The following is a 23885-nucleotide window of genomic DNA, read 5'->3' as shown; positions in this document are numbered from 1 at the left end:
ATCGGGTGAGCAAATTCTATGAACGAACAACTTAAACATACAAGTTGCTAAATATAACCGTCGCTTCCGCTCGAGCAGCAACCATACTCATCACCGTTATCGCCTGACCCATCATCAATTTCAAGCGGTCCAATCGTTACTACCGGGACAATATCAGGCGGCGTTATCGGCAAAACAGGAACTACTGGCACATACAGTCCACCACCTCCAATGTTATCAGTGGGAACAGCTACACCGGAAAGCATTAGCTCCCCTGTTTCAGAGATCCAATTACAAGAAAGCATTTTATCACCATATGCATCTCGCAACGTATTACGATGCACAATCTGCATATCAGGCGCGCAGACATAGTCAAGATAGCTATCCAACACTGCCCCTTCAAAGAATTTTGCGGCGTTTGCTGTGATATTCTTAAACGTGTCGGACTCCACAATTGAATACAGCCCTGCAATTATAGTCACAACACCTAATCCAGCGACAAGTGCAGGTGCTGCCCCCCCTAATATTGCCATAGTAGCAATCACACCTGCTACATTTCCGACAAGGCTCACAATATCACCCGTCTTGATTTCAGCACCATCCCTGAAGTCTATTCCTATCTTCAGAAAGGTAATTGTTCCTGCAACAATGTTGGCCGGCATGCTTACAATCGGAACATAAGGCCCTGCCAATTTTGTAACAGATGTCACACTCGCTATCACTGCACCTGTTTGAGCCGATTGATTCAACAACACCATCCCAGACCCATTAACCAGAAACTGATCTGATACTGCTGTGGCTCCCGACCCGACGGTGACACCGTCGTTAATAACACCCACAAATATTTCGGCCTTCCCTGCCATAGTTATTACTCCTTGATCACAGTTTTAAATGCAAGCGTCATTCGTACTTGGTCACACTTCACAGAAGGGGATCTTGCAGCATGTGGATACGCCCATCGAAAATCACTACTCGCCGTGATTTTGGCAGTACAGCCTTGATGATATTTTCTTTTTTATCATCATAAAAAACCAATTCCCCACCCCAAGAAGTCGGCCAATGCTCATTACAAAAAACAATTACCGTCAGCCCTGAATGTTTTTTATTATCCCTGTGAATAATGGTATCCTGACCAAACGTCTGCCCATTCCCATAAACACCCAGCAGCGTAATATTAAAACAATGGAGCTTTGACAACCTCTCCCAAAAACCAACTAGAAAACTCCATGGCTTGTTACTTCTCAGTTCCTCGAAACAGGACAGACCGTCAGGGCGACCGTTACCAGCAATAAATACATGCCAACAGGGTCTAACGAAAGGGAGCTTTTCATAGTTTGGCCAGTTGTACCTCCAAATGGCTCCTTTCAGCTGAATATTGATATTTTCCTCTTCACTTTTAGTTAAGAAATCGTCAATTACAAATATCTTATTATCCATCTCTTCGATTTTCACGCGCCATCCTTTTCGCTAAAAGCCTATTCCAAAAACCATATCTAAATACTAAATAAAATAGGCACAGAGTGCCTATACCCGATACAGCAACTACAGAATAGTTAACAGTATTCCTGTATTGCATCCACGCCAAAATTTCCTGACGACTTATTAACAGCCCTAGCCCATCATCATATATCGCCCAAACAAATCGCCTGCGTCTATCCGCCTCTACCGCAACCCAAAGCATTCGAGACTTGTTAAAATCCAAAAACTGAATATCACGAGTAGATGCTTCGATAACATAATCATACGCGTGACCACCTGTGCCAACCGTTAGAAACAACTTCGATGTGGTTTTTGACACCATCGAAACATCCCTATATATAAAAGCCTTTTCGAGAATTGTTTTTTTCGGCGGAGAGGGAATCTTCATCACTTTATCTAGATGAAAAAACGCAAAAAAAGAAAAGCCAATCATTAGAACTATTAAAAAAACACTCTCAAAAAAACCAGATAAATAGCCAGCTGGGATATCGCGCATCTTAACTCGCATACAACTACTCCCTAAGCGCTAATACAGCGATGTTAATCGCACACGCACATGCATTACATGGATCAATCGATTCCGTTATTCGTTGCGAACACCTTACCCCTTTTAATGCACGTAAAAAACTTACCTATTTCCGATATTCTTGTAGTCCAGATCCGATAGCGAATAGGGACAGCATTTTTATATGTACGCTTGAATTTTACGTTTCAGATCTTGATCAATCAGCTGTGGGAAGACAAGGATGCGTTGCTGGAGCAGATGCATCGCGAATATCCAGGCAAACACTGATCTCCTGTAGGAGTGAGCCTGCTCGCGATAGCGGTCGTACATTCAGAGTTTACGTCGACTGATCCACCGCTATCGCGAGCAGGCTCACTCCTACAGTTGCCCGAGTTGATCCGAAACAAAAAAACCCGCCGGATGATCACTCATCGGCGGGTTTCTTATTAGCGGCTAACGCTTAGATCGCGCCGCGCTGGCGCAGCAGATCCAGCACTTGCTTGACGCTTTCTTCCAGCGACAGCGCTTGGGTATCGACCACGAGGTCGGCATCCAGCGGCACGTCGAACGGGAAGGATTCGCCCGGGATGTTATCCCCGGCCGCTGCGTACAGACCTTGTGGGTCACGCTCGGCACAGACCGTCGGCGAGGCCTGGACGTAGACCGTCAGCAGACGCTCCTTGCCGATCAGGTCCTTGGCTTGCTCACGACCTTCGGCACTCGGTGCCACGAAGGCAGCAAGCGTCAGCAAGCCGGCTTCGTTGAACTGACGCGCAACGTGCGCCGCACGACGCCAGTTCTCGGTACGACCGGCGCGATCCTGTGGCAGACCTTTGTTCAGGTCGTGACGCAGGTTCTGGCCATCCAGCACAAACACCGCACGCCCCATGTCGAACAGCTTGCGTTCAACCGCATAAGCCAAGGTGCTTTTGCCCGCGCCCGACAAGCCGCTGAACAGCACGGTGGCCGGCTGCTGGCCGAAGCGCTGGGCACGCTCTTCGGTGGCAACGTGAGCCAGTTTGCCGTGATGCGTGCTGCTGCCATGTGCCAACGGCTGAGCGATGATCATGCCGGCGGCGACAGTACCGTTGGTCAAGCGATCGATGACGATGAACGAACCGGTGGTGCGGTTGCTTGCGTAACCGTCCAGCGCGATAGCGGCGTCGAGGCTGATCTTGACGCGACCGATCTCGTTCAGCTGCAACGAGCTGGCCGGACCTTCTTCAAGGGTGTTCACATCAACGCGGTTGACGATGCTGGTGATCGAACCCGGCACGTACGTCGTGGCGCGCTTGATGTCGTATTTCTTGCCCGGCAGCATCGGTTCTTCGGCCATCCACACCAGCATGGCGTCGAAGGCGTCGGTCACTTGCGGCAGGTTATCGGCGTGCACCAGCAAATCGCCGCGGGAGATGTCGATCTCGTCTTCCATGGTCAGCGTCACCGCCTGACCTGGACCTGCGTGTTCCAGCTCACCTTCGAAGGTGACGATGGATTTCACACGGCTGCTTTTGCCTGACGGCAGCACAACGACTTCGTCGCCCTTGTGCACGACACCGCTGGCCAGGGTGCCGGCGAAACCTCGGAAATTCAGGTTCGGACGGTTGACGTACTGCACCGGGAAACGCAGGTCGGTGTAGTTGCGGTCGCTGGCGATTTCGACGGTCTCGAGAATTTCCATCAGCGACTGGCCGGTGTACCACGGCGAGCGCTCGGACTTGTTCACGACGTTGTCGCCCTTGAGCGCCGACATCGGCACGAACGCCATGGTGGTCGGCTTGAAGGCGATGCCTTCGGCGAACTTCAGGTAATCCGCCTTGATCGACTCGAAGACGGTTTCATCAAAGCCATTGATGTCCATCTTGTTGACGGCGATCACGATGTGTTTGATACCCAGCAACGAGGCGATAAAACTGTGGCGACGCGTCTGAGTCTGCACGCCGTAACGGGCATCGATCAGGATGATCGCCAGGTCACAGGTGGACGCACCCGTGGCCATGTTGCGGGTGTACTGCTCATGGCCAGGGGTGTCGGCGATGATGAATTTGCGTTTGGCGGTGGAGAAGTAGCGGTAGGCGACATCAATGGTGATGCCCTGCTCCCGCTCGGCCTGCAGGCCGTCGACCAGCAACGCCAGGTCGATATCGTCGCCAGTGGTGCCGACTTTTTTCGAGTCACGGGTGATGGCTTCCAGGTGATCTTCGTAGATCATCTTGGAGTCGTGCAGCAGGCGCCCGATCAGGGTGCTCTTGCCGTCATCGACGTTGCCACAGGTCAGAAAGCGCAGCATTTCCTTGCGTTCGTGCTGGCCCAGGTAGGCGAGGATGTCCTCGCTGATCAAATCAGATACGTGCGACATGACAACCCCTTAGAAATAACCCTGACGTTTCTTTTCTTCCATCGAGCCTGCGCCATCGTGGTCGATGACCCGGCCCTGGCGTTCGGAAGTTCGCGTCAGGAGCATTTCCTGAATGATGTCGGTCAGGCTGGTGGCCTCGGACTCGACCGCACCGGTCAGCGGGTAGTCACCCAGTGTGCGGAAACGGACTTTCTTCTTGACGATACGCTTCTTGTCTTCGTCGCTCAGGTGATTGAGCAGGCGCTCGTCGTCGATCATGATCCAGGTGCCATTCATCTCGATGACGTCGCGCTCGGCGGCGAAATACAGCGGCACGATCGGGATGCCTTCGAGGTAGATGTACTGCCAGATGTCCAGCTCGGTCCAGTTCGACAACGGGAACACACGGATGGATTCACCCTTGTTGACGTTGCCGTTGTAGACGTTCCACAGTTCTGGACGCTGGTTCTTCGGGTCCCAGCGGTGCTTGGTATCGCGGAAGGAATACACGCGCTCTTTGGCGCGAGACTTCTCTTCGTCACGACGGGCACCACCGAAAGCAGCGTCGAAGCCGTACTTGTCGAGAGCCTGCTTGAGGCCTTCGGTTTTCATGATGTCGGTGTGCTTTGCGCTACCGTGGGTCAGCGGGTTGATGCCCTGCGCAACACCATCGGGGTTCACGTGCACCAGCAGGTCCAGGCCGAGCTCTTCGACCATGCGATCGCGGAATGCGTACATCTCCTTGAACTTCCACCGGGTGTCGACGTGCATCACCGGGAACGGCAGTTTGCCCGGGAAGAACGCCTTGCGCGCAAGGTGCAGCATCACGGCGGAATCTTTACCGACGGAGTACAGCATCACCGGGTTATCGAACTCGGCGGCGACCTCGCGGATGATGTGGATGCTTTCGGCCTCCAGCTGTTTCAGATGCGTCAGTTTGTCGACCATGGCTACTCACGAAAACGATCTTATGGACGGCCAGCGGGCCGTGTTCGAGCGGGGAATGCTAGCACAGCGACTGCTTCTAATCAGGACGCCAGCTAGATCGAAAGGGTATATGAATATACCCCCTCGTTTGGGCGTGGATTACTCTGAGTGGTTGGGACTGCCCCCTGTAGGAGCTGCCGAAGGCTGCGATCTTTCGACGTTGATTTTAAGATCAAAAGATCGCAGCGGGGCTACGCAAATCAGATCGGATTCGGGCAATCGATGAAGATGTGCTCGAGGGCAAAACGGCGTGCCAGGTAATCGCCCAGCGCTTGCACGCCGTAGCGCTCAGTGGCGTGGTGACCGGCGGCGATGAAACTGATGTCGTTTTCACGGGCACTGTGGAAGGTTTGCTCGGACGCTTCACCACTGAGGTAAAGGTCGACACCTGCCAGGACCGCCTGATCGATATAGCCCTGCCCACCACCGGTGCACCAACCCACACGGCGAATCATCGCGCTGCCTTCGATCAGTAACGGCTCGCGGCCCATGACGTCCTGAACTCGACGAGCGAAATCACGTGGTGTCACCGGCTCATTCAGCGAACCCACCAGGCCGACGATTTTGAGGTTGCCTGGATCGAGCGGGCCTTCGACCGTGATGTCCAACTGATGAGCCAGCTGCACGTTATTGCCGACATCCGGATGCAGGTCCAGCGGCAGGTGATAAGACAGCAGGCTGATGTCGTGCTTGAGCAAGGTCTTCAAACGACGCTGCTTCATGCCGGTGATGCACGGGTTCTCGCCTTTCCAGAAATAACCGTGATGCACCAGCACCAGGTCGGCCTGCGCTTCGACGGCGGCATCCAGTAATGCCTGGCTTGCAGTGACGCCACTGACGATGCGCATCACTTGCGGCCGGCCCTCGACCTGCAATCCGTTAGGGCAATAATCGGCAATCTTTGCACTGGCGAGGTAGCGGTCGGCTTCTTCGACCAGGGTGCTCAAGGCGACGGCCATAAAAGACTCCTAAATATCCCGTTCAGAGGCGCGCTTGGCCTCGTATAATGCGCGACATTATGGGCGGTCTCATACCGCCTGCAACCTTTCAGGACGTGCTTAATGCTCAAGGCGCTGCGTTTTTCCGGTTGGCCGCTGTTGGCCGGCGTGCTTATCGCTCTGTTGATAATCCAGCGTTACCCGCAATGGGTCGGGCTTCCAAGCCTCGACGTCAACCTGCAGCAAGCGCCACAAACCACCAGCGTGCAACAAGGCCCGGTGTCGTACGCAGACGCCGTGACCACCGCCGCGCCTGCGGTGGTCAACCTGTACACCACCAAAGTCATCAACAAGCCGAACCATCCGCTGTTTGAGGACCCGCAGTTCCGCCGCTTTTTCGGCGACAACTCGCCCAAGCAGAAGCGCATGGAGTCGAGCCTCGGCTCTGGCGTGATGATGAGCCCGGAAGGCTACATTCTGACCAACAACCACGTGACCAGTGGCGCCGATCAGATTGTGGTCGCACTCAAGGACGGCCGTGAAACCCTCGCACGCGTCATCGGCAGCGATCCGGAAACCGACCTTGCGGTGTTGAAAATCGATTTGAAAAACCTGCCGTCGATCACCATCGGCCGCTCCGACAATATCCGCATCGGCGACGTCGCACTGGCCATCGGCAACCCGTTCGGCGTCGGCCAGACCGTGACCATGGGCATCATCAGCGCCACTGGACGTAATCAGCTGGGCTTGAACAACTACGAAGACTTCATCCAGACCGACGCCGCGATCAACCCGGGTAACTCCGGCGGCGCGCTGGTGGATGCCAACGGCAACCTGACGGGCATCAACACGGCGATTTTCTCCAAGTCCGGCGGCTCCCAGGGCATCGGCTTCGCGATTCCGGTCAAGCTGGCCATGGAGGTGATGAAGTCGATCATCGAGCACGGCCAGGTGATTCGTGGCTGGCTCGGGATTGAAGTGCAGCCATTGACTCAGGAACTGGCGGAGTCGTTTGGTCTGTCGGGGCGTCCGGGCATCGTGGTCGCGGGGATCTTCCGTGACGGCCCGGCGCAGAAGGCCGGCCTGCAATTGGGTGATGTGATCCTCGCCATCGACGGCGAACCGGCTGGAGATGGCCGTCGTTCGATGAACCAGGTGGCGCGGATCAAACCGACGGACAAGGTGTCGATTCAAGTGATGCGTAACGGCAAGGAGTTGAAGCTCACCGCCGAGATCGGCCTGCGCCCACCCCCGGCCCCGGTCAAAGAAAAAGAAGAAGAGTAAGCACTAACCCGAGACACTCGGGTTAACGGCAGACATTCTCATTAGTCATGTTATATTGTTTCAATATCACTATTGGAACAACATAACATGTCGTCTCGAACAATGGCCTCCGTAGCAGGTTTGACCCTCAGCCTGCTGGGTGATCCGGCCTTCGCCGAAGAGTCCGGCCCCCTCGAACTGGACGCCATCAGCGTCACCTCCGAGTACGAATCCCCCACCGGCCCGGTCAAGGGCTACCGCGCCACGCGCTCCTCCAGTGCGACCAAAACCGACACGGCGATCCGTGATATCCCGCAATCCATCAGTGTGATTCCCGCCAGCGTGCTCAAGGATCTGGGCAGCACCAGCGTCGAGCGTGCACTGGATTATGCCGGCGGTGTGTCGAAACAGAACAACTTCGGAGGCCTGACGCTTTACGAATACAGTGTGCGCGGCTTCACCACCTCCGAGTTCTACACGGACGGATTCAGCGCCAACCGTGGCTATCCGAGCACACCGGACGTGGCCAATATCGAGCGTATCGAAGTGCTCAAAGGCCCCGCCGCCAGCCTCTATGGCCGTGGTGATCCTGGCGGCACGGTGAACATCGTCACCAAGAAACCACAGCCCGAAGCCTTCACCACGTTGCATACCAGTGCCGGCAGCTGGGATCGCTATCGCACCGCAGTGGACGTCAATACGCCGCTGGACGATGCCGGCAGTGTGTTATCTCGAGTGAACCTGGCGGTCGAGGACAACCACAGCTTTCGCGATCACGTCGACAGCCAGCGCGTGTTTGTCGCACCCTCCTTCAGTTGGCAATTGAACCCTGACACCCACCTGCTGGTGGAAAGCGAATTCGTCCGTCACAGCTCGACGTTCGACCGCGGCATCGTCGCACCGAACAACACATGGAACGGTGTGTCGCGCTCGACGTTCCTGGGCGAGCCCAACGATGGTGACATCGATAACCACAACAACAGGCTGCAAGCGGCGCTCGAACATCAGCTCGACGACCGCTGGAGCGTGCGCCTCGCCAGTCATTACAAGGAAGGAAAACTCTGGGGCTTCGCCTCGGAGGCTCGACCGCTGAATGCCGACGGGCACACGGTCAATCGCCGCTACCGCGAGCGTGACAACGATTGGCACGACAGCATCACGCAACTCGAACTGCGCGGCCTGTTCGACCTCGGCAGCTGGCAGCACGAACTGCTGATCGGCAGCGAATACGAGAACTACCGCAAGAACGAACGCGTGACCACAATTGCCGGTGGCCCGTACGACATTGACATCTATCATCCGGTCTATGGACGGCCGAAACCTGACGGCACACGGTCCGGCACGGACTTCTTCGAACACGTCGAAAGCCACGCACTGAACCTGCAGGACCAGATTATCTTCACCGAGAAACTGCGCGGCATGCTCGGCATACGCTTCGAGCATTTCGAGCAACGCATCGACGATCACACCCGAGGCGCCAACAGTCGTCAGCGCCATGACGCGCTTACGCAACGGGCCGGCCTGCTCTACCAACTGACACCCGAAGTCGGAGTGTTCGCTAATGCCTCAACTTCGTTCAAGCCGAACAACGGCCTCGATGCCAGCGGGAAATCCTTCGCCCGGAACAAGGCGTCGGCTATGAACTCGGGATCAAGAGCGAGCTGTTTGACGATCGCTTGAGCAGCACCTTTGCCCTCTTCCATATCGAAAAGGAAAACGTCCTCGCACTCGACCCGGGCACCGACACCAGCCGCGCCATGGGCAAGGCCCGCAGTCAGGGCTTCGATCTGCAAGTCACCGGGCAAATGACCGACGCGGTGCGAGTGATCGGCGCGCTTGCCTACATTGATGCCGAGGTTACCGAAGGCGACAACGTCATTCCCACTGGTAGCCGCATCCTCGGCGTAGCGAAACGCAGCGGCAGCGTGTTGGGGGTTTATGAGTTTCAGGAGGGTCGTTTGCGTGGCTCGGATGTCGGAGCGGCCTTCACCTATGTCGGCGATCGTTCGGGTGAGTCCGGAAGCGATTTTGAATTGCCGGCCTATCACACCGTGGACGTGCTGGCGCACTACAAAGCCAGCGACACCGTCACCGTCGGCCTGAACCTGAACAACCTTTTCGATGAGAAATACTTCGAGCGCTCGTACAGCAACTACTGGGTGAACCCCGGTGAGCCACGCAATTTCACTGTCAGCCTGACTCTCGATCTGTAAAAACAAGCTTGCCCGCGGTGGGAACACCGCGGGCAAGCCGGATCGCTGCACTGCATGCTTCTACGGGATCAGGTACGGGTCAAAGATCGCCCAGGCCATCGATCAGTGCCTGATTCTGCTCGGGCGTGCCAATGGAGATCCGCAGGAACTGCGCAATGCGCTCTTGCTTGAAGTGGCGAACGATCACACCTTGCTCGCGCAACTTCGCTGCCAGCCCGGCCGCATCGTGTTGCGGATGACGGGCGAAAATGAAGTTCGCTGCCGACGGCAACACTTCAAAACCCTTCGTCTCCAACTGCCCAACTACCTTGTCGCGGCTCTCGATCACCAGACGGCAGGTCTTGTCGAAGTACTCGCGATCTTCAAACGCGGCGGCGGCGCCGACGATGGCCAGACGGTCAATCGGATAAGAGTTGAAGCTGTTCTTGATCCGCTCCAGCGCTTCAATCAAGTCCGGGTGTCCTACTGCCAGCCCAACCCGCAGACCCGCCAGCGAACGGGACTTGGACAAGGTCTGGGTCACCAGAAGGTTCGGGTATCGATCCACCAGCGTGATAGCCGTTGCGCCGCCGAAGTCGATGTAAGCCTCGTCCACCACAACCACGGAATCCGGGTTGGCCTTGAGGATTTGCTCGACAGCCTCGAGCGCCAGCAGGCAACCGGTCGGCGCGTTCGGGTTCGGGAAAATGATCCCGCCGTTCGGCTTGGTGTAGTCGGCCGGATTGATCTGGAACTGCTCGTCCAGCGGCACCGCATCAAATGCTATGCCGTACAAACCGCAGTAAACCGGATAGAAGCTGTAGCTGATGTCAGGGAACAGCAGCGGCTTTTCGTGCTGCAGCAGGCCGTGGAAAATGTGCGCCAGGACTTCATCAGAACCGTTGCCGAGGAACACCTGATTGCTCTGTACGCCGTAGTACTTGGCCACGGCATTTTTCAGCAGATCGCTGTTCGGGTCCGGATACAGGCGCAGGTTGTCGTTCAGCTCGGCCTGCATCGCCGCCAGGGCTTTGGGCGATGGACCGTAAGGGTTTTCATTGGTGTTGAGCTTTACCAGTTTGGCCAGTTTCGGCTGCTCGCCCGGTACGTAGGGCACCAGGTTCTTGACGAACGGGCTCCAGAATTTACTCATTTCAGTTCCCCTGCTTGCCATCGACGATGCGGTATTCAGCGCTGCGTGCGTGGGCGGTCAGCGACTCGCCACGGGCCAGCACGGAAGCGGTCTTGCCCAGTTCGGACGCACCCTGCTCGGAGCAGAAAATGATCGACGAACGTTTCTGGAAGTCATACACACCCAGCGGCGACGAGAACCGCGCGGTGCCAGAAGTCGGCAGCACGTGGTTCGGACCGGCGCAGTAATCGCCCAAGGCTTCAGAGGTGTGACGGCCCATGAAAATCGCACCGGCGTGACGGATCTGCGGCAGCCAGGCTTGTGGATCAGCCACCGACAACTCTAGGTGTTCCGGCGCGATGCGGTTGGCCACTTCGATGGCCTGCTCCATGTCTCGAACCAGGATCAAGGCGCCACGGCCATTGATCGAGGTTTCGATAATCTCGGCGCGCTCCATGGTCGGCATCAGTTTGTTGATGCTCGCGGCAACCTTGTCGAGGAACTCGGCGTCCGGGCTGACCAGAATCGCCTGAGCGTCTTCGTCGTGCTCGGCCTGGGAAAACAGGTCCATGGCGATCCAGTCAGGATCGGTCTGACCATCGCACACCACAAGAATCTCCGACGGGCCGGCGATCATGTCGATACCGACCTGGCCGAACACATGGCGCTTGGCGGTGGCGACATAGATGTTGCCAGGACCCACCACCTTGTCGACCTTCGGCACGCTTTCGGTGCCATAAGCCAGTGCGGCAACGGCCTGGGCACCGCCGATGGTGAATACCCGGTCGACGCCGGCGATGCAGGCAGCCGCCAGCACCAGCTCGTTGATTTCACCGCGAGGGGTCGGCACGACCATGACCACTTCAGTCACGCCCGCGACTTTGGCCGGAATCGCGTTCATCAGCACGGACGACGGGTACGACGCCTTGCCGCCCGGTACGTATAGACCGGCGCGATCCAGCGGCGTGACCTTCTGGCCCAGCACCGTGCCGTCGGCTTCGGTGTAGCTCCAGGAATCCTGCTTCTGTTTTTCGTGGTAGCTGCGCACACGGGTGGCTGCTTTTTCCAGAGCCTCGCGCTGAGGAATGGTGATTCGGGTCAGAGCCAGTTCCAGGCGTTCACGCGGCAGGATCAGGTCCGCCATGGAGGCGACTTCCAGGCCGTCAAACTTCTGGGTGAATTCCACCAGCGCCGCATCGCCACGCTCGCGCACGGCTTTGATGATGTCCAGCACCCGCTGATTGACCGAGTCGTCAGACACACTTTCCCAGCTCAGCAGATGATCCAGATGATGTGCGAAATCAGGATCGGCAGCGTTGAGTCGGCGAATTGCAGTCGGTGCGGTCATAGCGAGAGCCTCATAGGAATGGCAAAAACTCAGGCGCCCTAACTTAGCAGTCGTTTCCGCTTGGGCACCTGAGAATTCTGGCTATGAGGCGGATAGACGGGCGCGACTTAACGTCGCGCAGGTGAATCAGCCGCGGTGTCGAGACTCCACTGCCTTGCGCAGGGTGTCGATCAACGCCTGAATACGGGCGTGCTGCATCTTCATCGAGGCTTTGTTAACGATCAGCCGGGAGCTGATGGCCGCAATGAAATCCTGTGGCTCAAGGCCGTTGGCCCGCAGCGTGTTACCGGTGTCGACCACGTCGATGATCTTGTCGGCCAGACCGATCAGCGGTGCCAGCTCCATCGAGCCGTACAGCTTGATAATGTCGACCTGACGACCTTGCTCGGCATAGTAACGCTTGGCAACGTTGACGAACTTGGTAGCGATGCGCAGACGGCCCTTGGGCTCGATCGCCCCGATCTTGCCCGCGGTCATCAGCTTGCATTGGGCAATTTGCAGGTCCAGTGGCTCGTACAGGCCCTGGCCACCGTATTCCATCAACACATCTTTACCGGCGACGCCCAGATCCGCCGCACCATGCTCGACGTAGGTCGGCACATCGGTGGCGCGAACGATCAGCAGACGTACATCAGGCTGGGTCGTGGGGATGATCAGCTTGCGGCTTTTGTCCGGATTCTCGGTCGGCACGATGCCCGCTTCAGCCAGAAGCGGCAGGGTGTCGTCAAGGATGCGGCCCTTGGACAGTGCGATGGTCAACATGGGAAACGTCAGTCCTTATCAAGGTACTCATGCCCGGTCGCAATCGGCGCCGGACACACATCGAGCCGGAAACCGGCTCGACTCTGAACAATTCAACGGACGCGTCCCTGCGCCCATACAGCAGAAACTAGCCCGGCACGCGGCGGATCTTGGCGCCGAGCATCTGCAGTTTCTCTTCGATGCACTCGTAACCACGGTCTATGTGGTAGATGCGGTCGATCAGGGTGTCGCCTTCAGCGATCAACGCCGAGATGACCAGGCTGGCCGATGCACGCAGGTCGGTGGCCATGACTGGCGCGCCTTTGAGCTTCTCGGTACCGGTCACGATGGCCGTGTTGCCTTCGACCTGGATCTTGGCGCCCATGCGGTGCAGTTCGTAAACGTGCATGAAGCGGTTTTCGAAGATCGTCTCGATCACGGCACCGGTGCCTTCGGCAATGGCGTTGAGGGAGATGAACTGCGCTTGCATGTCAGTCGGGAACGCCGGGTATGGAGCGGTCCGCACGTTGACGGCTTTCGGCCGCTTGCCGTGCATGTTCAGCTCGATCCAGTCTTCGCCGCAGGTGATTTCAGCACCCGCTTCCTTGAGTTTCTCAAGAACGGCTTCGAGGATGGTCGGATCCGTGTCCTTGACCTTCACGCGACCGCCAGTCACGGCAGCGGCAACCAGGTAGGTGCCGGTTTCGATACGGTCAGGCATCACCTTGTAAGTGGCCGGGTGCAGACGATCAACGCCATCGATGGTGATGGTGTCAGTACCTGCGCCGGAAATCTTGGCGCCCATGGCGATCAGGAAGTTCGCCAGGTCGATGACTTCAGGCTCGCGAGCGGCGTTTTGCAGAACGCTGCGACCCTTGGCCAGAGCGGCCGCCATCATGATGTTTTCGGTGCCGGTCACGCTGACGGTGTCGAAGAAGAAGTGCGCGCCGCGCAGGCCACCTTCAGGCGCCTTGGCCTTGATGTAGCCGCCTTCCACGTCGATCACCGCGCCCATGGCTTCGAGACCACGGATGTGCAGGTCAACCGGACGCGAGCCGATGGCGCAACCGCCAGGCAGCGCGACTTCGGCCTCACCGAAACGGGCAACCATCGGACCCAGTACCAGGATCGACGCACGCATGGTCTTGACCAGTTCGTACGGGGCGATCAGGGTCTTGATGGTGCGCGGGTCGATTTCGACGCTGAGCTTCTCGTCGATCACCGGCTCGATGCCCATGCGGCCGAACAGCTCGATCATGGTGGTGATGTCGTGCAGGTGCGGCAGGTTGGCAACAGTCACCGGACCATCGCACAGCAGGGTTGCAGCCAGGATCGGCAGGGCAGAGTTCTTTGCCCCGGAGATGCGGATTTCGCCATCAAGACGAACGCCACCGGTAATAATCAATTTATCCATAAGAATCTCGACGCCCGTGGGCTCAGGTGCGCTCGGCCCAGGCCGCGCTGCTGAAAAATTTCATAGTGACCGCATGGATGCTGCCATCGGTGATCCATGGGTTCAAATGGGCATAGACCTGCTGCTGACGCTTCACCGGGCTCAACGCCGCCAGTTCATCGCTAATCACGTTCAGCTGGAAGTTGCAGCCTTCGCCCTCAACTTCCACCTTTGTATTAGGCAGCTTTCCTTCAAGGAAGCTCTTCACTTCTACGGCCTGCATGCTCAACCTCAATAGGCGCCTAGTGCGCGCGGGTCGGACATCATACAAAAAAGCCCCGCGCCTGCGAACCCCGCTAAGCAGGACTCTGACGGGGGGCTTCTTTATAGATGCGGGTTAGGGATGCGCCAACAGCTCGGTCAGTTCGCTGACCTGAGCGATTTCGCGCATATCTTCGGGCATCGCGCGGATGCTCAGGGCCTTGCCGGCCGCCTGGGCATCTCGCATGAAGCACAACAACAACGACAATCCGACGCTGCTGGATTTCACCACCTGCGAGCAATCCACGACCAATGCCGCAGCCTTGCTGGCCTTGATCAGCGCCTGACCCTGCTTACGCAAAACAGGGCCGCTGCGGTAATCCAGAGTGCCGCTGAGCAGCAGTTCGCCGGCTTCGCTCATCTGAACCGCCGACTCACTCATTGGGCTTGCTTCTCGGCCGCTTGCTCGGTGGTTTCCTTGGCCTTGGCAACTTCGCCGGCCCAGTTGTTGATGACCTTGTCCAGGTCGTTGCCATTACGCTGCATCGAATCCTGGAACTGATCGCGGAACAACTTGCCGATGTTGATACCATTGATGATCACGTTGCGTACTTTCCACTCGCCGTTGATTTTCTCGAGTGTGTAGGACACAGGGTAGATCGAACCGCTGCTGCCTTTGACCTGCATGTCAACGCTGGTACGGGTGCCACTTTCATCTTTGGCCGGCGAAACGGTAATGCCCTGGTTGTTGTACTCAAGCAACGCGTTGCCGTAGAACTGCATCAGGCTGCGCTTGAAGTTTTCCTGGAAGCGCTGCATCTGCTCCGGCGTGGCTTTACGCGAATACTTGACGGTCATGATGCTGCGCGAAATGCCGTCAGCATCGACCACCGGGCCGACAATCCCGTTGAGGGCGTTGTAGAACTCGTTCGGGCTCTGCTTGTACTTTTCTTTGTTGGCAGCCAGATCGGCCAGCAACCGGGTAGTCGTGTCCTGCACCAGATCGTGCGCCGACTGCGCCGCCACGGCGTTAGCCATCAACGGCAAGGCCGCGAGTAATACCAACAGGCCACGTCGCAAGATAGAGATCATTCAAAAGCTCCTCATTTGGCTTCTTTGCTAACGGTGTTGAGCAGGAATTTACCGATCAGGTCCTCGAGCACCAGCGACGACTGCGTGTCGTGGATGGTTCCGCCATCCTTGAGCAGGGCTTCTTCCCCACCCACGCTGATACCGATGTATTTCTCGCCCAACAGGCCAGCAGTCAGGATAGATGCGGTGGAGTCAGTCGGCAGATTATCTACGCGCTTCTCCAGCTGCATCGTCACTCGACCGGTGAAACTGTCGCGGTCCAGATCGATCGCTGTCACCTTGCCGATCGTCACACCGGCCATGGTCACTTTAGCTCTGACCGTCAAACCGGCGATATTGTCGAAATAAGCGTAAAGTTTATAAGAATCAGTTGTCGCGCTAGGGGACAGGCCACTGACCCGCAACGCAAGCAACAGCAAAGCCAGGATGCCAGCCAGCAAGAAAAGGCCGACACCGATTTCCAGGGTGCGGTTTTGCATCAGAAATCTCCAAACATCAAGGCGGTCAGAATAAAGTCCAGGCCGAGTACAGCCAACGAGGCGTACACAACGGTCTTGGTAGTGGCACGACTGATCCCCTCGGAAGTGGGCTCGCAGTCATAACCTTGGAATACGGCAATCCAGGTAACAACAAAGGCGAAGACGATACTTTTAATGATGCCGTTGAGCACATCTTCGGTGAACGTCACGCTGTTTTGCATGTTCGACCAGTAGGAGCCTTCGTAGACACCCAGCCAGTCGACGGCCACCCACGAACCACCCCAGATACCCACCACGCTGAAAATCATCGCCAGCACCGGCAGGGAAATGAAGCCGGCCCACAGGCGCGGGGCAATGATGTACTTGAGCGGGTCGACACCGATCATTTCCAGACTGGACAGCTGTTCGGTGGACTTCATGTTGCCGATTTCGGCCGTCAGCGCAGACCCTGCGCGTCCTGCGAACAGCAAGGCAGTGACCACCGGGCCCAATTCACGCAACAGCGTCAGGGCAACCATCTGTCCGACCGCCTGTTCCGAACCATAGCTGGACAGAATGTTGAAACCTTGCAGCGCCAGCACCATGCCGATGAACACCCCGGAGACCACAATGATCACCAGGGACATCACGCCCACAGAGTGCAGTTGCTTGATCAGCAGGCCGAAACCGCCGCCAATGCCGCCACGGCCGAGCAAGGCATGAAACAGGAACAGCGTCGCACGCCCGAACACCGCGACGGCATCGATTGCCGCGTGGCCGAACCGGCGCACTCTTTCTATTAGTGAAATCTTGCGCATCAACGCTTCCCCAGAAGATCTGCGCGGTAATCCGTCGCTGGAAAGTGGTACGCGACCGGACCATCGGGTTCGCCTGTCATGAACTGACGGATACGCGGATCATCCGAATTCATCAGCTCGTCCGGCGTGCCCTGCCCCAATACCTGTCCGTCGCCGACTACATAGATGTAATCGGCGATGCTGGCGGTCTCCGCCAGGTCATGGGAAACCACGATACTGGTAATGCCCAATGCATCGTTGAGCAAGCGGATCAGGCGCACCAATACGCCCATGGCGATCGGGTCCTGTCCCACAAAAGGCTCGTCATACATGAGAATCTGCGGATCCAGCGCAATCGCCCGGGCCAGTGCGACACGACGCTTCATGCCACCGGACAATTCGTCAGGCATAAGGTCGATGGCCCCACGCAAACCCACCGCCTGCAATTTGAGCAGGACGATGTCCCGGATCATTTCTTCAGGAAGCTCGGTGTGAACACGTAGCGGAAAGGCGACGTTCTCGAATACATCGAGATCGGTAAACAGTGCGCCGCTCTGGAACAGCACACCCATATGCTTGCGCGCATCGAACAAATCGCTGCGAGACAATTTCGGCAGATTCTGGCCGTTGACCCAGACTTCGCCGGCGGTGGGACGCAACTGGGCGCCCATCAACCGCAAAAGCGTGGTCTTGCCACACCCGGAAGGTCCCATGATGCCGGTGACCTTGCCGCGCGGGATACGGATATCGACGTTATTGAAAATGCTGCGCGCACCGCGCTTGAAGGTCAGTCCCTTCAGCTCGACCGCGTAGGCGTTATCGGCACTCATCTAAACTCCTTGCGATGCAGCCTCACACTCGGACGCCTGACTTTCTGGCGAAAGCACATACCTCCCGGACAGGCCGAACTGGCGGCGAACTATATCACTGCAACGGCTCGCCGCCCAAGGCTAAAGCCGGCCGATATTCAGACACATGACGGGGCAAAAGCCTCATTCAGAGCGGATTAGTAACAGGGAGTGACAAAGCGCGACGAACTTACGTGAGGGTTTCGATCATAACCGCTATAATCGCCGCCTTTTCATCAGGCTATACGATTCCCGACATGAGCCAATCCAGCGAGCTTGTTCAATCAGCACAACGCACCATCCGCCTCGAACTGGAAGCCGTACAAGGCTTGCTTCCACGTATCGATGCAGATTTCGTACGCGCGTGCGAGATGATTCTGGCCAGCAAAGGCCGCGTAGTCGTAGTCGGCATGGGGAAATCCGGGCACATCGGCACCAAGATCGCTGCCACGCTCGCCAGTACTGGCACCACGGCCTTTTTCGTGCACCCGGCCGAAGCCAGTCACGGCGACATGGGCATGATCACCCGTGACGACGTCATCCTTGCCCTGTCCAACTCCGGCTCGACCTCCGAGATCGTGACCCTGCTGCCCCTGATCAAGCGCCTGGGCATCCAGCTGATCAGCATGACCGGCAATCCTGACTCGACGCTGGCCAAAGCCGCCGAGGTCAACCTCAACGTCCACGTCGAACATGAGGCGTGCCCGCTGAACCTGGCGCCCACGTCGTCGACCACTGCCGCCCTGGTCATGGGTGACGCGCTGGCCGTCGCATTGCTGGAAGCACGCGGCTTCACCGCTGAAGACTTCGCCTTTTCCCATCCAGGTGGCGCCCTTGGCCGTCGTCTTCTGCTCAAAGTGGAAAACGTCATGCACGCGGGTGAAGCGCTGCCGCAGGTTCCGCGCGGCACCCTGCTGAAGGACGCCTTGATGGAAATGACCCGCAAGGGCCTGGGAATGACCGCGATCCTGGAAACCGACGGCACACTCGCCGGGATCTTTACCGACGGTGATTTGCGCCGCACCCTCGACCGCGCCATCGACATCCATAATGCAACCATCGACCAGGTCATGACGGTTCACGGCAAAACCGCACGCGCCGACATGCTGGCCGCCGAAGCCCTGAAAATCATGGAAGACCATCGAATCAACGCCTTGGTGGTCGTGGACAAGGAGGACCGCCCGATCGGCGCCTTCAACCTCTCCGACCTGCTCCGCGCGGGAGTCATGTAATGAGTACCGATCTGCTGCAACGCGGCAAGAACATCAAGCTGGCGATCTTCGACGTCGACGGTGTCCTGACTGACGGACGCCTTTACTTCCTTGAAGATGGCAGCGAATTCAAAACCTTCAGCACCCTCGACGGCCAGGGCATCAAGATGTTGATGGCAGCCGGCGTTCAGACCGCTATCATCAGCGGTCGCAAGACTCCGGTGGTTGAGCGCCGGGCAAAAAACCTCGGCATTCCCCACCTCTACCAGGGTCGCGAAGACAAACTGGTGGTGCTTGACGAGCTTCTTGCCCAACTCGGCCTAAGCTATGAACAGGTCGCCTACCTCGGCGACGATCTGCCGGACCTGCCGGTGATACGCCGCGTAGGCCTGGGCATGGCAGTGGCCAATGCCGCCAGTTTCGTGCGCGAACATGCTGATGGCGTCACTCATGCCCGTGGTGGTGAAGGTGCCGCTCGCGAATTCTGCGAATTGATCCTGCGCGCCCAAGGCCGCCTCGATGCGGCGAACGCTGCATACCTGTGAGCCCATTATGCTGAGCAAAAAGTTTCGCAACATATTGGTGTTCGGTTGCATCGCGGCGATATTTGCCGCGGTCGGCTACTGGAACATCAGCCCGGAACGCTTCCTCGACAAGCCTCCGACCAATACAGAAGAAAGCCCGATCGATTGGTATGCGACCAACACTCACACGCTGCAATACCTCGAAGACGGCAAAGTGCAGTATGAAATGACCTCGGAGAAAGCCGAGCACGTGAAAGCCACGGACATTACTCTGGTTACCAAACCCGACCTGAACATGTACCGCGGTACAGATTTTCCATGGCACGTCACCAGCGAACGCGGTGAAGTGAACTCAGGCGGCACCGAAGTCGAACTGATTGACAACGTCCGCGTCAAACGCACCGACGAGAAGAATCGCGACACCTTGATCACCAGTACTCGCATGACGGTGTTCCCGCAGGAGCAATATGCGCAGACCGAGCAACCCGTTAGAATCGACGGCGCCGGTGGCGTCTCGACTGGTACGGGAATGAAAGCGTATTTGAAAGAAAGCAGGATACACCTGCTATCGAACGTAAGAGGACAGTATGAGGCTCGTTAAAACCCTCCCTATTTTGCTCAGTCTGGGCGCAGCACTGGGAAGCGTGAGCGCCTGGGCTCTGCCGAACGATCAGCAACAGCCAATTCGCATTCAGGCCGACGATGCCCAACTGGACGACAAGAACGGTGTTGCCACTTACACCGGCGACGTGATCATCACCCAAGGGTCGATGAAGGTTACCGGCAATAAGGTAACCATGACCCGCGCGCCGAATGGCGACATCGACGTGGTCACCTCGGTCGGCAACCTGGCTTACTTCGAGCAACTGCAAACCGCCGGCGATGCCAAACCCGTTCAGGGCTGGGGTGTGACCATCCAGTACCACGCCACGCAAAACCGCGTTGTACTGATCGACAAGGCCAAGGTCATCGACAAGGACAACAACGTCACTCAAGGCGAGAAAATCGTCTATGACACCGAGAAAAAGCTGGCGAGCGCTGGTCGCGCTACAGGTAGCAAGGTGACCGAGTCGCGTCCACGCATTGACATGGTAATTCAACCTAAAAAGAAAACCGACGAGCAGAAGGCCCAGTAATGGCAACTCTGAAAGCTCAGCATCTGGCCAAAGCCTACAAGAGCCGCCAGGTTGTGCGTGATGTCAGCCTGTCCATCGACAGCGGTCAGATCGTCGGTTTGCTCGGGCCCAACGGCGCCGGCAAGACCACCTGCTTTTATATGATTGTCGGCCTCGTGCAGGCCGACCAGGGCCGTGTACTGATCGATGACCTCGACGTCAGCCATCAGCCAATGCACGGCCGAGCCAAGGCCGGTATCGGCTATCTTCCGCAAGAGGCTTCGATCTTTCGCAAACTGTCGGTGGCCGATAACATCATGGCGATCCTCGAGACCCGCAAGGAACTCGACAAGGCGGGCCGCCGGAAGGAGCTCGAAAGCCTGCTTCAGGAATTCCACATCAGCCACATTCGCGACAACCTCGGCATGAGCCTGTCCGGCGGTGAACGTCGCCGCGTGGAGATTGCACGCGCACTGGCCACCAACCCGAAATTCATCCTCCTCGACGAACCGTTCGCCGGCGTGGACCCGATTTCGGTCGGCGACATCAAGCAAATCATTTATCACCTCAAGGCCAAGGGCATCGGCGTCCTGATCACTGACCACAACGTCCGTGAAACCCTGGATATTTGCGAAACGGCGTACATCGTCAACGATGGTCAACTGATCGCCGAGGGCGACTCTGCCACGATCCTGGCCAACGACCTGGTCAAGGAAGTGTACCTGGGCCACGAGTTCCGCCTGTAAGCACGCAAGTGCCTGGTCATTCGTCCGAGCGCTCGTACCGATAAAAAATCAACGTTTTTTTATTGTTACAGCGCTCTAGGCAAACGCTGCGGTTTCGGGCATATAATTTGCTTATGTTTGGCGCCTCGGCGCCCTGTAGTGGATGGCGCAAGCGCGCCGGCGAATAAGGTTTAAGCCCCTGCCATGAAACCATCGCTAGTCTTGAGAATGGGCCAGCAGCTGACGATGACACCTCAGCTGCAACAGGCCATCCGCCTTCTCCAATTGTCGACCCTGGACCTGCAACAGGAAATCCAGGAGGCTCTGGAGTCCAATCCGATGCTCGAACGCCAGGAAGAAGGCGACGACTTCGACAACGCCGATCCTTTGGCCGACAAAGCCGAACAGCAACCTAACGCCGATGTTTCGGAACCCTCCTACCAGGAAACCGCCCCTACGGTGGACAACCTCGAGGAAGGTGACTGGAACGAGCGCATCCCCAACGAGTTGCCTGTTGATACCGCGTGGGAAGACGTCTACCAGACCAGCGCCAGCAGCCTGCCTAGCAACGATGACGACGAGTGGGATTTCACCACCCGCACATCCGCCGGCGAAAGCCTGCAAAGCCACTTGCTATGGCAACTGAACCTGGCACCGATGTCCGACACTGATCGACTGATCGCCGTGACCCTGATCGATTGCATCAATAATCAGGGCTATCTGGACGAAACCCTCGAGGAAATTCTCGAAGCCTTCGACCCGGAACTGGACATCGAGCTCGATGAAATCGAAGCCGTCCTGCACCGCATCCAGCAATTCGAACCCGCCGGCATCGCCGCCCGTAACCTGGGTGAATGCCTGCTGTTGCAACTGCGCCAGTTGCCCGCCAAAACCCCTTGGCTCGCCGAAGCCAAGCGTTTGGTCACCGATTACATCGACCTGCTGGGCAGCCGTGATTACAGCCAGCTGATGCGCCGCATGAAGCTGAAGGAAGACGAACTGCGCCAGGTGATCGAACTGGTTCAGAGTCTTAATCCACGCCCGGGCTCGCAAATCGAATCCAGTGAAGCCGAATACGTCGTTCCTGATGTGATCGTGCGCAAGGACAACGAACGCTGGCTGGTCGAGCTCAACCAGGAATCGGTGCCTCGACTGCGGGTCAACGCCCAATACGCCGGCTTTGTTCGCCGCGCCGATACCAGCGCAGACAACACCTTCATGCGCAATCAGTTGCAGGAAGCTCGCTGGTTCATCAAGAGCCTGCAAAGCCGCAACGAAACGTTGATGAAAGTAGCCACCCAGATCGTCGAGCATCAGCGCGGTTTTCTGGAGTATGGCGACGAAGCCATGAAACCGCTGGTACTGCATGACATCGCTGAGGCGGTGGGCATGCACGAGTCGACTATTTCACGGGTAACCACGCAAAAATTCATGCATACCCCCCGGGGCATTTATGAACTGAAATATTTTTTCTCCAGCCACGTCAGCACTTCCGAAGGCGGCGAATGCTCTTCCACGGCGATCCGCGCGATCATCAAAAAACTGGTTGCCGCGGAAAATCAGAAAAAGCCGTTGAGTGACAGCAAGATCGCTGGTTTACTGGAGGCACAAGGCATTCAGGTGGCTCGCCGCACCGTCGCCAAGTACCGCGAATCCCTCGGGATCGCGCCTTCGAGCGAACGTAAGCGGTTGATGTAAGCCACGCCACAGCGTTCCAGTGGTAGATCATCTGATCTACCGCTTTATGCACTGGCAACGAAGGAGAAGCTGTATGCAAGTCAACATCAGTGGACACCAACTGGAAGTGACCGAACCCCTGCGCACTTATATCGGCGAAAAACTCGACCGGTTAGAGAGGCATTTCGACAAGATCACAAACGTGCAAGTCACGATGACTGTCGAGAAGCTGCTGCAGAAAATCGAAGCCACGCTGCATATCCCCGGCGGAGAAGTGGTCGCCAACGCAGAGCATTCAGACATGTATGCCGCCATCGACCTGCTGACCGACAAGCTGGATCGCCAACTCAAAAAGCATAAGGAAAAGACCCAGAGCCTCCTCCAGGGCGCAACCGGTCGTTAACACTCCCAACCCATGATCCGACTTGAAAGCATCCTGACCCCCGGCCGTTCCCTCGTGAACGTGCCGGGCGGCAGCAAAAAGAAAGCCCTCGAGCAAATTGCCAACCTAATCCACCGCGAAGTGCCGGATCTGGCCATGCAGGATGTCTTCGAGAGCCTGGTCGCCCGTGAAAAACTCGGTTCTACCGGTTTTGGCAACGGCATCGCGATCCCCCACTGCCGCCTCAAAGGCTGCGAAAGTCCAATCAGTGCATTGATGCACCTGGACGCACCCATCGATTTCGACGCCATCGACGGCGCTCCGGTTGACCTGCTGTTTGTTCTGCTGGTCCCGCAAGCCGCCACCGATGCGCACCTGGAGCTACTTCGTCAGATCGCCAGCATGCTCGATCGCAAGGAAGTGCGCGAAAAACTGCGTAGTGCCTCGAGCAATGAAGCCTTGTATCAGGTTGTCCTGGACGAGCAGAACGGTCAGTAATC

At 57.2% G+C, this 23885-nt stretch carries 25 protein-coding genes and 1 pseudogene; 10 read left to right on the top strand and 16 right to left on the bottom strand.

Annotated features, from left to right (window positions below; genetic code table 11):
- Positions 1-47 precede the first annotated feature (47 nt).
- The 6 genes from GBC55_RS21075 to GBC55_RS21050 form a co-directional block, all read right to left on the bottom strand.
- Positions 48-842 (bottom strand): hypothetical protein, encoded by a 795-nt coding sequence (locus GBC55_RS21075; RefSeq protein WP_162439271.1) that lies wholly within the window; start codon positions 840-842, stop codon positions 48-50.
- A 58-nt stretch (positions 843-900) separates the two neighbouring features.
- Positions 901-1431, bottom strand: a complete 531-nt coding sequence (locus GBC55_RS21070) for a 2OG-Fe(II) oxygenase (protein WP_247266962.1) — start codon at positions 1429-1431, stop codon at positions 901-903.
- A complete protein-coding gene (locus GBC55_RS21065; RefSeq protein WP_162439270.1) occupies positions 1409-1966 on the bottom strand; it encodes a hypothetical protein in 558 nt (185 codons plus the stop codon). Before GBC55_RS21065 ends, GBC55_RS21070 begins: the two co-directional genes overlap by 23 nt.
- A 457-nt stretch (positions 1967-2423) precedes the next feature.
- Positions 2424-4322, bottom strand: coding sequence for a sulfate adenylyltransferase subunit CysN (gene cysN, locus GBC55_RS21060; RefSeq protein WP_162439269.1), 1899 nt, complete (start codon positions 4320-4322; stop codon positions 2424-2426).
- Positions 4323-4331: 9 nt separating this feature from the next.
- On the bottom strand, positions 4332-5249 hold the full coding sequence (cysD, locus tag GBC55_RS21055) for a sulfate adenylyltransferase subunit CysD (protein WP_162439268.1): 918 nt from the start codon (positions 5247-5249) through the stop codon (positions 4332-4334).
- 239 nt (positions 5250-5488) lie between these two features.
- The gene (locus tag GBC55_RS21050) at positions 5489-6247 is read right to left on the bottom strand and encodes a Nif3-like dinuclear metal center hexameric protein (RefSeq protein WP_162439267.1); all 759 of its coding nucleotides are present in this window, start codon (positions 6245-6247) and stop codon (positions 5489-5491) included.
- A 102-nt stretch (positions 6248-6349) separates the two neighbouring features.
- Here GBC55_RS21050 and algW point away from each other — a divergent pair, with 102 nt between their 5' ends.
- Both algW and GBC55_RS21040 read left to right on the top strand, forming a co-directional pair.
- Positions 6350-7510 (top strand): Do family serine endopeptidase AlgW, encoded by a 1161-nt coding sequence (gene algW / locus GBC55_RS21045; RefSeq protein WP_162439266.1) that lies wholly within the window; start codon positions 6350-6352, stop codon positions 7508-7510.
- A gap of 87 nt (positions 7511-7597) precedes the next feature.
- A pseudogene (locus GBC55_RS21040) lies at positions 7598-9702 on the top strand (TonB-dependent receptor).
- 79 nt (positions 9703-9781) lie between these two features.
- Here the strand turns inward: GBC55_RS21040 and hisC are convergent.
- The 10 genes from hisC to GBC55_RS20990 all read right to left on the bottom strand — a co-directional run bounded on the left by hisC (position 9782) and on the right by GBC55_RS20990 (position 17733).
- Positions 9782-10834, bottom strand: coding sequence for a histidinol-phosphate transaminase (gene hisC, locus GBC55_RS21035; protein ID WP_162439265.1), 1053 nt, complete (start codon positions 10832-10834; stop codon positions 9782-9784).
- Position 10835: 1 nt separating this feature from the next.
- Positions 10836-12161, bottom strand: a complete 1326-nt coding sequence (gene hisD, locus GBC55_RS21030) for a histidinol dehydrogenase (RefSeq protein ID WP_162439264.1) — start codon at positions 12159-12161, stop codon at positions 10836-10838.
- A 126-nt stretch (positions 12162-12287) separates the two neighbouring features.
- Positions 12288-12923, bottom strand: a complete 636-nt coding sequence (hisG, locus tag GBC55_RS21025) for an ATP phosphoribosyltransferase (protein WP_162439263.1) — start codon at positions 12921-12923, stop codon at positions 12288-12290.
- Positions 12924-13050: 127 nt separating this feature from the next.
- Complete coding sequence (gene murA, locus GBC55_RS21020; protein WP_122837518.1) at positions 13051-14316, bottom strand: UDP-N-acetylglucosamine 1-carboxyvinyltransferase; 1266 nt, start codon at positions 14314-14316, stop codon at positions 13051-13053.
- Positions 14317-14338: 22 nt separating this feature from the next.
- On the bottom strand, positions 14339-14578 hold the full coding sequence (locus GBC55_RS21015; protein WP_007901566.1) for a BolA family protein: 240 nt from the start codon (positions 14576-14578) through the stop codon (positions 14339-14341).
- A 114-nt stretch (positions 14579-14692) separates the two neighbouring features.
- Positions 14693-14998, bottom strand: a complete 306-nt coding sequence (locus GBC55_RS21010; RefSeq protein ID WP_162439262.1) for an STAS domain-containing protein — start codon at positions 14996-14998, stop codon at positions 14693-14695.
- On the bottom strand, positions 14995-15648 hold the full coding sequence (locus tag GBC55_RS21005; protein ID WP_162439261.1) for an ABC transporter substrate-binding protein: 654 nt from the start codon (positions 15646-15648) through the stop codon (positions 14995-14997). Before GBC55_RS21005 ends, GBC55_RS21010 begins: the two co-directional genes overlap by 4 nt.
- An 11-nt stretch (positions 15649-15659) precedes the next feature.
- A complete protein-coding gene (mlaD, locus tag GBC55_RS21000) occupies positions 15660-16127 on the bottom strand; it encodes an outer membrane lipid asymmetry maintenance protein MlaD (RefSeq protein ID WP_162439260.1) in 468 nt (155 codons plus the stop codon).
- Complete coding sequence (mlaE, locus tag GBC55_RS20995; protein WP_162439259.1) at positions 16127-16924, bottom strand: lipid asymmetry maintenance ABC transporter permease subunit MlaE; 798 nt, start codon at positions 16922-16924, stop codon at positions 16127-16129. The genes mlaD and mlaE overlap by 1 nt, the downstream gene beginning before the upstream one ends.
- Complete coding sequence (locus GBC55_RS20990; RefSeq protein ID WP_162439258.1) at positions 16924-17733, bottom strand: ABC transporter ATP-binding protein; 810 nt, start codon at positions 17731-17733, stop codon at positions 16924-16926. The genes mlaE and GBC55_RS20990 overlap by 1 nt, the downstream gene beginning before the upstream one ends.
- Positions 17734-18008: 275 nt before the next feature.
- Here GBC55_RS20990 and GBC55_RS20985 point away from each other — a divergent pair, with 275 nt between their 5' ends.
- The 8 genes from GBC55_RS20985 (at position 18009) to ptsN (ending at position 23883) form a co-directional block, all read left to right on the top strand.
- Complete coding sequence (locus tag GBC55_RS20985) at positions 18009-18983, top strand: KpsF/GutQ family sugar-phosphate isomerase (RefSeq protein ID WP_162439257.1); 975 nt, start codon at positions 18009-18011, stop codon at positions 18981-18983.
- A complete protein-coding gene (locus GBC55_RS20980) occupies positions 18983-19507 on the top strand; it encodes an HAD family hydrolase (protein WP_162439256.1) in 525 nt (174 codons plus the stop codon). Before GBC55_RS20985 ends, GBC55_RS20980 begins: the two co-directional genes overlap by 1 nt.
- Before the next feature lie 7 nt (positions 19508-19514).
- A complete protein-coding gene (lptC, locus tag GBC55_RS20975; protein ID WP_162439255.1) occupies positions 19515-20087 on the top strand; it encodes an LPS export ABC transporter periplasmic protein LptC in 573 nt (190 codons plus the stop codon).
- Positions 20074-20622 (top strand): lipopolysaccharide transport periplasmic protein LptA, encoded by a 549-nt coding sequence (gene lptA, locus GBC55_RS20970; protein ID WP_162439254.1) that lies wholly within the window; start codon positions 20074-20076, stop codon positions 20620-20622. The genes lptC and lptA overlap by 14 nt, the downstream gene beginning before the upstream one ends.
- On the top strand, positions 20622-21347 hold the full coding sequence (gene lptB / locus GBC55_RS20965) for an LPS export ABC transporter ATP-binding protein (RefSeq protein WP_162439253.1): 726 nt from the start codon (positions 20622-20624) through the stop codon (positions 21345-21347). Before lptA ends, lptB begins: the two co-directional genes overlap by 1 nt.
- A 183-nt stretch (positions 21348-21530) precedes the next feature.
- Positions 21531-23024: an RNA polymerase factor sigma-54 gene (locus GBC55_RS20960; RefSeq protein ID WP_162439252.1), complete on the top strand. Its 1494-nt coding sequence runs from the start codon at positions 21531-21533 to the stop codon at positions 23022-23024.
- A 73-nt stretch (positions 23025-23097) separates the two neighbouring features.
- On the top strand, positions 23098-23406 hold the full coding sequence (gene raiA / locus GBC55_RS20955; RefSeq protein ID WP_025211856.1) for a ribosome-associated translation inhibitor RaiA: 309 nt from the start codon (positions 23098-23100) through the stop codon (positions 23404-23406).
- Positions 23407-23418: 12 nt separating this feature from the next.
- The gene (ptsN, locus tag GBC55_RS20950; protein ID WP_162439251.1) at positions 23419-23883 is read left to right on the top strand and encodes a PTS IIA-like nitrogen regulatory protein PtsN; all 465 of its coding nucleotides are present in this window, start codon (positions 23419-23421) and stop codon (positions 23881-23883) included.
- Positions 23884-23885: the final 2 nt, after the last annotated feature.

Source organism: Pseudomonas sp. TNT3 (assembly GCF_010095445.2).
In the GTDB taxonomy this organism is placed as follows: domain Bacteria; phylum Pseudomonadota; class Gammaproteobacteria; order Pseudomonadales; family Pseudomonadaceae; genus Aquipseudomonas.
The sequence above is the reverse complement of the archived record's forward strand: the minus strand, read 5'-3'. Positions and strand labels throughout refer to the sequence as shown.

Bases quoted from the DNA above. Each gene is read 5' to 3' on its own strand.
- GBC55_RS21075 (WP_162439271.1), bottom strand. From the start codon at position 842: ATGGCAGGGAAGGCCGAAATATTTGTGGGTGTTATTAACGACGGTGTC.
- algW (WP_162439266.1), top strand. From the start codon at position 6,350: ATGCTCAAGGCGCTGCGTTTTTCCGGTTGGCCGCTGTTGGCCGGCGTG.
- murA (WP_122837518.1), bottom strand. From the start codon at position 14,316: ATGGATAAATTGATTATTACCGGTGGCGTTCGTCTTGATGGCGAAATC.
- lptB (WP_162439253.1), top strand. From the start codon at position 20,622: ATGGCAACTCTGAAAGCTCAGCATCTGGCCAAAGCCTACAAGAGCCGC.
- ptsN (WP_162439251.1), top strand. From the start codon at position 23,419: ATGATCCGACTTGAAAGCATCCTGACCCCCGGCCGTTCCCTCGTGAAC.
- GBC55_RS21005 (WP_162439261.1), bottom strand. From the start codon at position 15,648: ATGATCTCTATCTTGCGACGTGGCCTGTTGGTATTACTCGCGGCCTTG.
- GBC55_RS20990 (WP_162439258.1), bottom strand. From the start codon at position 17,733: ATGAGTGCCGATAACGCCTACGCGGTCGAGCTGAAGGGACTGACCTTC.
- GBC55_RS21065 (WP_162439270.1), bottom strand. From the start codon at position 1,966: ATGCGAGTTAAGATGCGCGATATCCCAGCTGGCTATTTATCTGGTTTT.
- hisG (WP_162439263.1), bottom strand. From the start codon at position 12,923: ATGTTGACCATCGCACTGTCCAAGGGCCGCATCCTTGACGACACCCTG.
- cysN (WP_162439269.1), bottom strand. From the start codon at position 4,322: ATGTCGCACGTATCTGATTTGATCAGCGAGGACATCCTCGCCTACCTG.
- lptA (WP_162439254.1), top strand. From the start codon at position 20,074: ATGAGGCTCGTTAAAACCCTCCCTATTTTGCTCAGTCTGGGCGCAGCA.
- GBC55_RS21015 (WP_007901566.1), bottom strand. From the start codon at position 14,578: ATGCAGGCCGTAGAAGTGAAGAGCTTCCTTGAAGGAAAGCTGCCTAAT.
- GBC55_RS20960 (WP_162439252.1), top strand. From the start codon at position 21,531: ATGAAACCATCGCTAGTCTTGAGAATGGGCCAGCAGCTGACGATGACA.
- mlaE (WP_162439259.1), bottom strand. From the start codon at position 16,924: ATGCGCAAGATTTCACTAATAGAAAGAGTGCGCCGGTTCGGCCACGCG.
- mlaD (WP_162439260.1), bottom strand. From the start codon at position 16,127: ATGCAAAACCGCACCCTGGAAATCGGTGTCGGCCTTTTCTTGCTGGCT.
- GBC55_RS21050 (WP_162439267.1), bottom strand. From the start codon at position 6,247: ATGGCCGTCGCCTTGAGCACCCTGGTCGAAGAAGCCGACCGCTACCTC.
- hisC (WP_162439265.1), bottom strand. From the start codon at position 10,834: ATGAGTAAATTCTGGAGCCCGTTCGTCAAGAACCTGGTGCCCTACGTA.
- lptC (WP_162439255.1), top strand. From the start codon at position 19,515: ATGCTGAGCAAAAAGTTTCGCAACATATTGGTGTTCGGTTGCATCGCG.
- GBC55_RS20980 (WP_162439256.1), top strand. From the start codon at position 18,983: ATGAGTACCGATCTGCTGCAACGCGGCAAGAACATCAAGCTGGCGATC.
- cysD (WP_162439268.1), bottom strand. From the start codon at position 5,249: ATGGTCGACAAACTGACGCATCTGAAACAGCTGGAGGCCGAAAGCATC.
- hisD (WP_162439264.1), bottom strand. From the start codon at position 12,161: ATGACCGCACCGACTGCAATTCGCCGACTCAACGCTGCCGATCCTGAT.
- raiA (WP_025211856.1), top strand. From the start codon at position 23,098: ATGCAAGTCAACATCAGTGGACACCAACTGGAAGTGACCGAACCCCTG.
- GBC55_RS21010 (WP_162439262.1), bottom strand. From the start codon at position 14,998: ATGAGTGAGTCGGCGGTTCAGATGAGCGAAGCCGGCGAACTGCTGCTC.
- GBC55_RS20985 (WP_162439257.1), top strand. From the start codon at position 18,009: ATGAGCCAATCCAGCGAGCTTGTTCAATCAGCACAACGCACCATCCGC.